This is a genomic window from Pseudomonas sp. UBA6310, from assembly GCF_002438225.1.
Classification (GTDB): domain Bacteria; phylum Pseudomonadota; class Gammaproteobacteria; order Pseudomonadales; family Pseudomonadaceae; genus Pseudomonas_O; species Pseudomonas_O kuykendallii.
This window is the reverse complement of sequence record NZ_DJTK01000008.1, coordinates 39,342-46,237: the sequence shown is the minus strand read 5'-3', so window position 1 is coordinate 46,237 and position 6,896 is coordinate 39,342. Positions and strand designations below refer to the sequence as shown.

At 68.3% G+C, this 6,896-nt stretch carries 5 protein-coding genes; 3 read left to right on the top strand and 2 right to left on the bottom strand.

Annotated elements, in window-relative coordinates; genetic code table 11:
• Both argA and argE read right to left on the bottom strand, forming a co-directional pair.
• Positions 1–811 (bottom strand): amino-acid N-acetyltransferase (argA, locus tag B3E91_RS01640; RefSeq protein ID WP_287028090.1); only part of this gene is annotated, 811 nt, incomplete at its 3' end.
• 132 nt (positions 812–943) lie between these two features.
• Positions 944–2,095 (bottom strand): acetylornithine deacetylase, encoded by a 1,152-nt coding sequence (argE, locus tag B3E91_RS01635; RefSeq protein ID WP_287028089.1) that lies wholly within the window; start codon positions 2,093–2,095, stop codon positions 944–946.
• A 100-nt stretch (positions 2,096–2,195) separates the two neighbouring features.
• On the opposite strand from argE, the gene B3E91_RS01630 reads away from it, so the two are divergent.
• The 3 genes from B3E91_RS01630 (at position 2,196) to B3E91_RS01620 (ending at position 6,394) form a co-directional block, all read left to right on the top strand.
• Complete coding sequence (locus B3E91_RS01630) at positions 2,196–3,563, top strand: inorganic triphosphatase (protein WP_287028088.1); 1,368 nt, start codon at positions 2,196–2,198, stop codon at positions 3,561–3,563.
• A gap of 307 nt (positions 3,564–3,870) precedes the next feature.
• Entirely contained in the window at positions 3,871–4,536 is a 666-nt protein-coding gene (locus tag B3E91_RS01625; RefSeq protein ID WP_287028087.1) for a DUF502 domain-containing protein, read from the top strand.
• Between the two features lie 73 nt (positions 4,537–4,609).
• Positions 4,610–6,394 carry a GspE/PulE family protein gene (locus tag B3E91_RS01620; RefSeq protein WP_273233182.1) on the top strand — a complete coding sequence of 595 codons (1,785 nt, stop codon included), beginning with the start codon at positions 4,610–4,612 and terminating at the stop codon, positions 6,392–6,394.
• Positions 6,395–6,896 lie beyond the last annotated feature (502 nt).

The window sequence follows — 6,896 nt, the reverse complement described above, 5'->3', positions numbered from 1 at the left end:
ACAGCTCGGTGAGCAGCGCGCCGTCCTCGGCGTAGCTGACGATGTGGCTGCGCTTCACCCCGGCGCGGCAGGCGTGCGCGGCGGCATCGAGCAGTTCGGCCTGGTAGTTGCTGCCCAGGCGCTGCAGATGCGCCGGCACCTGCTGCGGGCGCAGTTCGCGGATCAGCGTGCCGCTCTCGTCGAGCAGGCCGTGCTCGGCGCCGAACAGGATCAGCTTGTCGGCGGACAGGTCGATGGCCGCGCGCATCGCCACGTCCTCGCAGGCGAGGTTGAAGATTTCGCCGGTCGGCGAGTAGCCCAGCGGCGAGAGCAGCACGATGTTGCGCTCGTCGAGCTGGCGGCCGATGCCCTTGCGGTCGATGCGGCGGACCTCGCCGGTGTGGTGGTAGTCGACGCCATCGAGCACGCCGATCGGCCGCGCGGTGACGTAGTTGCCGCTGGATACCCGCAGCCGCGCGCCCTGCATCGGCGAGGCGGCCAGATCCATCGACAGGCGCGCCTCGATGGCCACGCGCAGGTGGCCGACGGCGTCGATCACGCACTCCAGCGTCTGCGCATCGGTGATCCGCAGGTCGCGGTAGAAGTGCGGGGTCAGCCCGCGCGCCGACAGCCGCGCCTCGATCTGCGGGCGCGAACCGTGGACCAGCACCAGGCGCACGCCGAGGCTGTGCAGCAGCACCAGGTCGTGGACGATGTTGCCGAAATTGGGATGGGCAACGCCCTCGCCGGGCAGCATCACCACGAAGGTGCGCTCCCGGTGGGAGTTGATGTAGGGCGAAGCGTGGCGTAGCCAGTTGACGTAGTCGTGCATGAAAGAACCGCTGTCGATCGGATAACTCCCCGCACCGGTCGGGCGCGGGGTCGCGGAGAGGCCTTGGTGGCGGCGTCTCGGTCCTCGGGGGAGGGACTCATCGTCGTAGCACGGGGTACTCCGTTGTCGGCCTCAGCGGGCGGGGTTCAGGCAGTAATGGGCGATCAGCTCGCGCAGCAGGTTCACGCAGGGTTCCAGGCGCGACAGCTGCAGGTACTCGTCCGGCTGGTGCGCGCAGGCGATATCGCCGGGGCCGAGCACCAGAGTCTCGCAGCCAAGCTGCTGAAGATAAGGCGCTTCGGTGCCGAATGCCACCGCCTCGGCGGCGTGCCCGGTGAGCCGCTCGGCCAGGCGCACCAGCTCGGCGTCGGCGGCCTGCTCGAACGGCGGCACTTCGGGAAACAGGGGAGCGAAGTCGATCTGCACCTGGCGGGCCTCGGCCAGTGGCCGCAGCTTGTCGCGGATCGCCGCGCGCAGCTGCTGCGGGTCCATCCCCGGCAGCGGGCGCAGGTCGAACTCCAGCGAGCATTGCCCGCAGATGCGATTCGGATTGTCGCCACCGTGGATGCAACCGAGGTTTAAGGTCGGCTGCGGCACGTTGAACAGCGGGTTCTGGTACTCGCGCTGCCATTCGCCGCGCAGCAGCAACAGCTCGTGCATCGCCGCCTGCATCGCCTCCAGCGCGCTGTGGCCGAAGCTCGGGTCGGAGGAGTGGCCGCTTTGCCCGAGGATGTCGATGCGCTCCATCATCACGCCCTTGTGCAGGCGGATCGGCCGCAGTCCGGTCGGCTCGCCGATCACCGCCGCGCGCCCCAGCGGCCGTCCGGCCCGGGCCAGCGCGCGGGCGCCGGACATCGAGCTTTCCTCGTCGCAGGTGGCGAGGATCAGCAACGGCTGGCGGAACGGCTGCTGCAGCAGCGGCAGCACCGCTTCGATGATCAACGCGAAGAAGCCCTTCATGTCGCACACGCCGAGGCCGTACCAGCGGTCGTCGGCCTCGCGCAGCTGCAGCGGGTCGCCGCTCCACAGCGGCGCGTCGAATGGCACGGTATCGCTGTGCCCGGCCAGCACCAGGCCGCCGGGGCCGCTGCCGTAGCTGGCCAGCAGGTTGAACTTGCCGGGGCTGACTTCCTGGGTCTCGCAGACGAAACCGAGGTCGCCCAGCCAGCTGGACAGCAGTTCGATCACCGGGCGATTGGTCTGGTCCCAGTGCGCCTGGGTGCAGCTCACCGACGGCGCGGCGATCAGCGCGGCGAAGCGTTCTTTCAGGTTGGGCGGCGACATGAATACTCCAGGGTTCTGCATCGTGAAAGCGTGCGGCGGACGCGTCCTGTAGACTTTCCGCTTCCGGCAGCCGTCCCGCGCTGCGTCGAACGCCACGGCCATGCACAAAGAAACCGAAATCAAATTGCGCGCCAGCCGCGAAACCCTCGCCGCACTGCGCGAGCACCCGCTACTGAAGAAGCGCAACAAGTCCGGCTGGGAGCGCAGTGAACTGCTCAACCAGTATTACGACACGCCGAATCGCGATTTGGCTCAGGCCAGGGTCGCCCTGCGCGTGCGTCGCGACGGCGACCTGTTCATCCAGACCCTGAAGAGCCGCGGTCGCAGCGTCGCCGGCTTGTCCGAACGCAACGAGTGGGAATGGAACCTGCCCAAAGCCAGGCTGGATATCAAGCTGCTCGGCGACGACTGCTGGCCGGAAAGCCTGGCCGACCTGGACAAGAAGGCCCTGAAACCGCTGTTCACCACCGATTTCGTCCGCGAACGCGCGGAGATCGCCTGGGGTCGCGGCAAGGCCAAGGTGGTGGTCGAGGCGGCGCTGGACCTCGGCCAGGTGCTCGCCGACGGCAAGCAGGAGGAAATCTGCGAGCTGGAACTGGAACTGCGCCAGGGCGAACCCGAAGCGCTGCTGGAGCTGGCCGCCGAGCTGGCCGCGAGCCTGCCGCTGATGCCCTGCGACATCAGCAAGGCCGAGCGCGGTTATCGCCTGTTCGACCCGGACAGCTATGCCGTCAGCCTGCCCGCCGCGGAGCTCAACGGCCTGATGGCGCTGGACGATGCCTTCGCCGCGCTCGCCTGGCAGTTGCTCGGCAGCAGCCAGCGCCTCGCCGAGCAATATCGCTTCAACGGCCACTGGAAACTGCTGGAGGACTGGCTGCGCCAACTGGTCGACCTGCGCGCCCTGCTCAGCAGCCTCGGCCAGGCCGCGCCGCGCTCGAGCAGCCACGCGCTGCGCGAAAGCCTCGACGCGCTGCTGGCCGACTGGCGCCCACGCCTGCTCGCCGGGCACGACGACGAAAGCGTGCGCCAGGCGGCGCCAGGGTTGTTCGCCGAAGAGCTGGCCGGCACGCGCTGGGGCGTGTTCTCGCTGAACGCCTCGAGCTGGCTGCTGGGCCGCCAGTGGACCGCTGGTCGCAACGAACGCGGTACGCGCCAGGGCGCCGCGCCGCTGGGCAAATGGTTGCCACGGCAACTCGGCGACGAGGCCAAGGCGCTGCCGCTGGCGCGCTACGAACTGCAGCCCGAGGACCTCGCCGAGCAACTGCCGCGCCTGGAGCGCCTGCTGGTCTGGCTGCGCCTGGGCCGCGGCGTGCTGGAGCTGGCGGAGACCGACCGGCTGTTCGGCGAGCTGAGCAAGCTGGTCGACCTGGCGAACCGCCCGCGCGACGAGGACGGCGTGCTCGACCAACGCGAACAGCAGGCCCGCACCGTCGGCACCCTGCGCGCCTGGAAGACGCTCAACCGCTGAAGCCCTCGAATTCGTGGGGCAGGTGCACGCCGCGCCCTCACTCAACCATCGGGAATCTGCGAACGCATAGGGTGGACTTCAGCCCACCTCGCACAAGGACATCGGCGTATCGCGTGGGCTGAAGCCCACCCTACCGCTGCCCGCATGATTGGCACGCCGCACCGCACGGGCTGAAGCCACCCGTCCACCCTGTAGGGTGGGCTTCAGCCCACCACACCCACACAGCCCGCGCCGCAGAGCCTGCCGATAGTTCCTCCGGGGATAATCTGGCAAGCTCCGGCGACCTGTTCATCCACCGGAGCCCCACGTGTTCAAACGAAGCTTCCAATCCCTCGTTGCCACCTGGCTGACCGGGCTGATCGCGTTGCTGCCCCTGGTGCTGACGTTTGCCCTGCTGGCCTGGATCGTCAACCTGCTCAACGGCATCGTCGGTCCGTCGACGCTGATCGGCCGCGTGCTCGCCGCGCTCGGCCAGCCGTTCGCCAGCAACCCCTACCTGGCCTACCTGGTCGGCACCCTGGTGATCCTCGCCAGCCTCTATCCGCTCGGCCTGGCCGTGCAGCTGGGTTTTCGCCGGCCGCTGGCCTGGCTGTTCCGGGTAACCCTGCGACGGGTGCCGCTGATCGGCAATTTCTACAACCTCGCGGACCGCTTCGTCGGCCTGCTCGACCGCGACAAGGACGCCGACATCACCAGCATGAGCCCGGTCTGGTGCTTCTTCGGCGGCGACGGCGCGGCGGTGCTGGCACTGATGCCCAGCGGCGTGACGGTCGACCTGGAAGGCCGCCCGCACGTGGCGATCCTGGTGCCGACCGCGCCGATTCCGGTGGGTGGCGGCCTGCTCTACGTACCGCAGGAGTGGATTCGCCCGGCCAACATGGGCGTCGATACGCTGACCAGCATCTACGTGTCCATGGGACTGACGCCGCCACCGGCGCTGCCGCGGCGCGAGGCCGATCAACTGCCCGGCTAGCCGCCAGGCGCAGGTTCTGCGATCACCGGGATTAGGGCATGCTAGTCCCCCAGCCGTTCAAGGGGACCTTCGCATGTCCGCCCTCACCTCCTCCGCCGCCGACCGCACGCTTGATCTGGCCGATCTGCTCCGCGACCTGGTCGCCCAGGGCCGCATCGACCAGAACGCCGCCGAGCAGTGCCTGGCGATCCGCCGCAGCTCGCTGAACAACCAGCAGCACCCGCTGGAGTTCCTCGCCGCACAGCAGGTCGAGGACAAGGCCAACCCGCCGCGCAAGCTCGACCTGGAAACCCTCACGCGCTGGCTCGCCGACCACGCCGGGCAGCCGTACCTGCGCATCGACCCGCTGAAGATCGACGTCGCCTCGCTGACCCCGCTGATGTCCTTCGCCTTCGCCCAGCGGCACAAGATCCTCGCCGTCGCGGTGGACGCCGAGGCGGTGACCATCGCCAGTGCGCAGCCGTTCGTGGTCAGCTGGGAAGCCAACCTGACCCACGTGCTCAAGCGCCCGATCAGGCGCGTGGTGGCCAACCCGGCGGAGATCCAGCGCTTCACCACCGAGTTCTACCGCCTGGCGCGCTCGGTCAGCGGCGCCAACTCGATCGACCAGAAGATCAGCAACCTGGGCAACTTCGAGCAGTTGCTCAGCCTCGGCGCGCAGGACCAGGAACCGGACGCCAACGACGCGCACATCGTCAACATCGTCGACTGGCTGTTCCAGTACGCCTACCAGCAGCGCGCCAGCGACATCCACATCGAGCCGCGCCGCGAGATGGGCACCGTGCGTTTCCGCATCGACGGCGTGCTGCACAACGTCTACCAGTTCCCCGCGCAGGTGACGATCGCCATCATCAGCCGGCTGAAGAACCTCGGGCGGATGAACGTCGCCGAGAAGCGCAAGCCGCAGGACGGCCGGATCAAGACCAAGACGCCCGACGGCGGCGAGGTCGAGTTGCGTCTTTCGACGCTGCCGACGGCCTTCGGCGAGAAGATGGTGATGCGTATCTTCGACCCCGAGGTGCTGCTCAAGAGCTTCGACGCGCTGGGCTTCTCCGCCGACGACCTGCGCCGCTGGCAATCCATGACCGGCCAGCCGAACGGCATCATCCTGGTCACCGGACCGACCGGCTCGGGCAAGACCACCACCCTCTACACCACGCTCAAGCAGCTGGCCACCGAGGAAGTGAACGTCTGCACCATCGAGGACCCGATCGAGATGATCGAGCCGGCGTTCAACCAGATGCAGGTGCAGCACAACATCGAGCTGACCTTCGCCAGCGGCGTGCGCGCGCTGATGCGCCAGGACCCCGACATCATCATGGTCGGCGAGATCCGCGACCTGGAGACCGCCGAAATGGCCATCCAGGCGGCGCTCACCGGCCACCTGGTGCTCTCCACCCTGCACACCAACGACGCGCCCAGCGCGATCACCCGCCTGCTCGAACTCGGCGTACCGCACTACCTGCTCAAGGCGACGCTGCTGGGCGTCATGGCGCAGCGCCTGGTGCGCACCCTGTGCCCGCACTGCAAGGCGCCGGTGGAACTCGACGAAGCCGACTGGCACAGCCTGACCAAACCCTGGAGCGCGCCGCTGCCGACCGGAGCGCACCGCGCGGTGGGCTGCAACGAATGCCGCGACACGGGCTACCGGGGGCGCGCCGGGGTCTACGAGATCATGCTGCTCAACGACTCGATCAAGCCCCTGATCACCGCCGACATCGACCTCGTCGCCTTCCGCCGCCAGGCCTTCAAGGACGGCATGCGCAGTCTGCGACTGTCCGGCGCGCAAAAGGTCGCCGCCGGCCTCAGCACCATCGAGGAAATCCTCCGGGTAACGCCGCAGAGCGAGCAGAAGTGAGGACGCGCCCAGAGTCATCCGGGAGCACGCCACGCGCTGGCAGTGTCCAGGCGACGAACGCATCGCCGAATGACGGATTGAGACACGACAAGGCAGGAGCCGGGTACAGCTCGCGCCCGTTCGCCACGGATGATCATCCGACCATGAGCGGGGGTGAAAAGCCCGCATTCGAAGCAGAGACCGAAGATGTTCAAGCGACTTTTGCAGCGGCTACTCCCGGCCACCGAGCCCTCCTCGTACGACGAACTCTTCGTTCCACCCGGACACTTCTACTCCCCGGTGGTAGACCGGGAAGAGGCGCAGCGCCATCTCGACAGGCTATCGACGCAGCCCGATCCGCTGCAGCTCCCCGGGATCGACCCGAACCTGGCGGCGATGCGCGCGCTCTGGGCGCAGTTGCTGCCCTACCTGACGAGTAACCCGTTCAGCGCCCAGCCCGGCGCGCACTGCCGCTACGGCTTCGACAATCCGGCCTACGCCTGGGCCGACGGCAGCGTCCTGC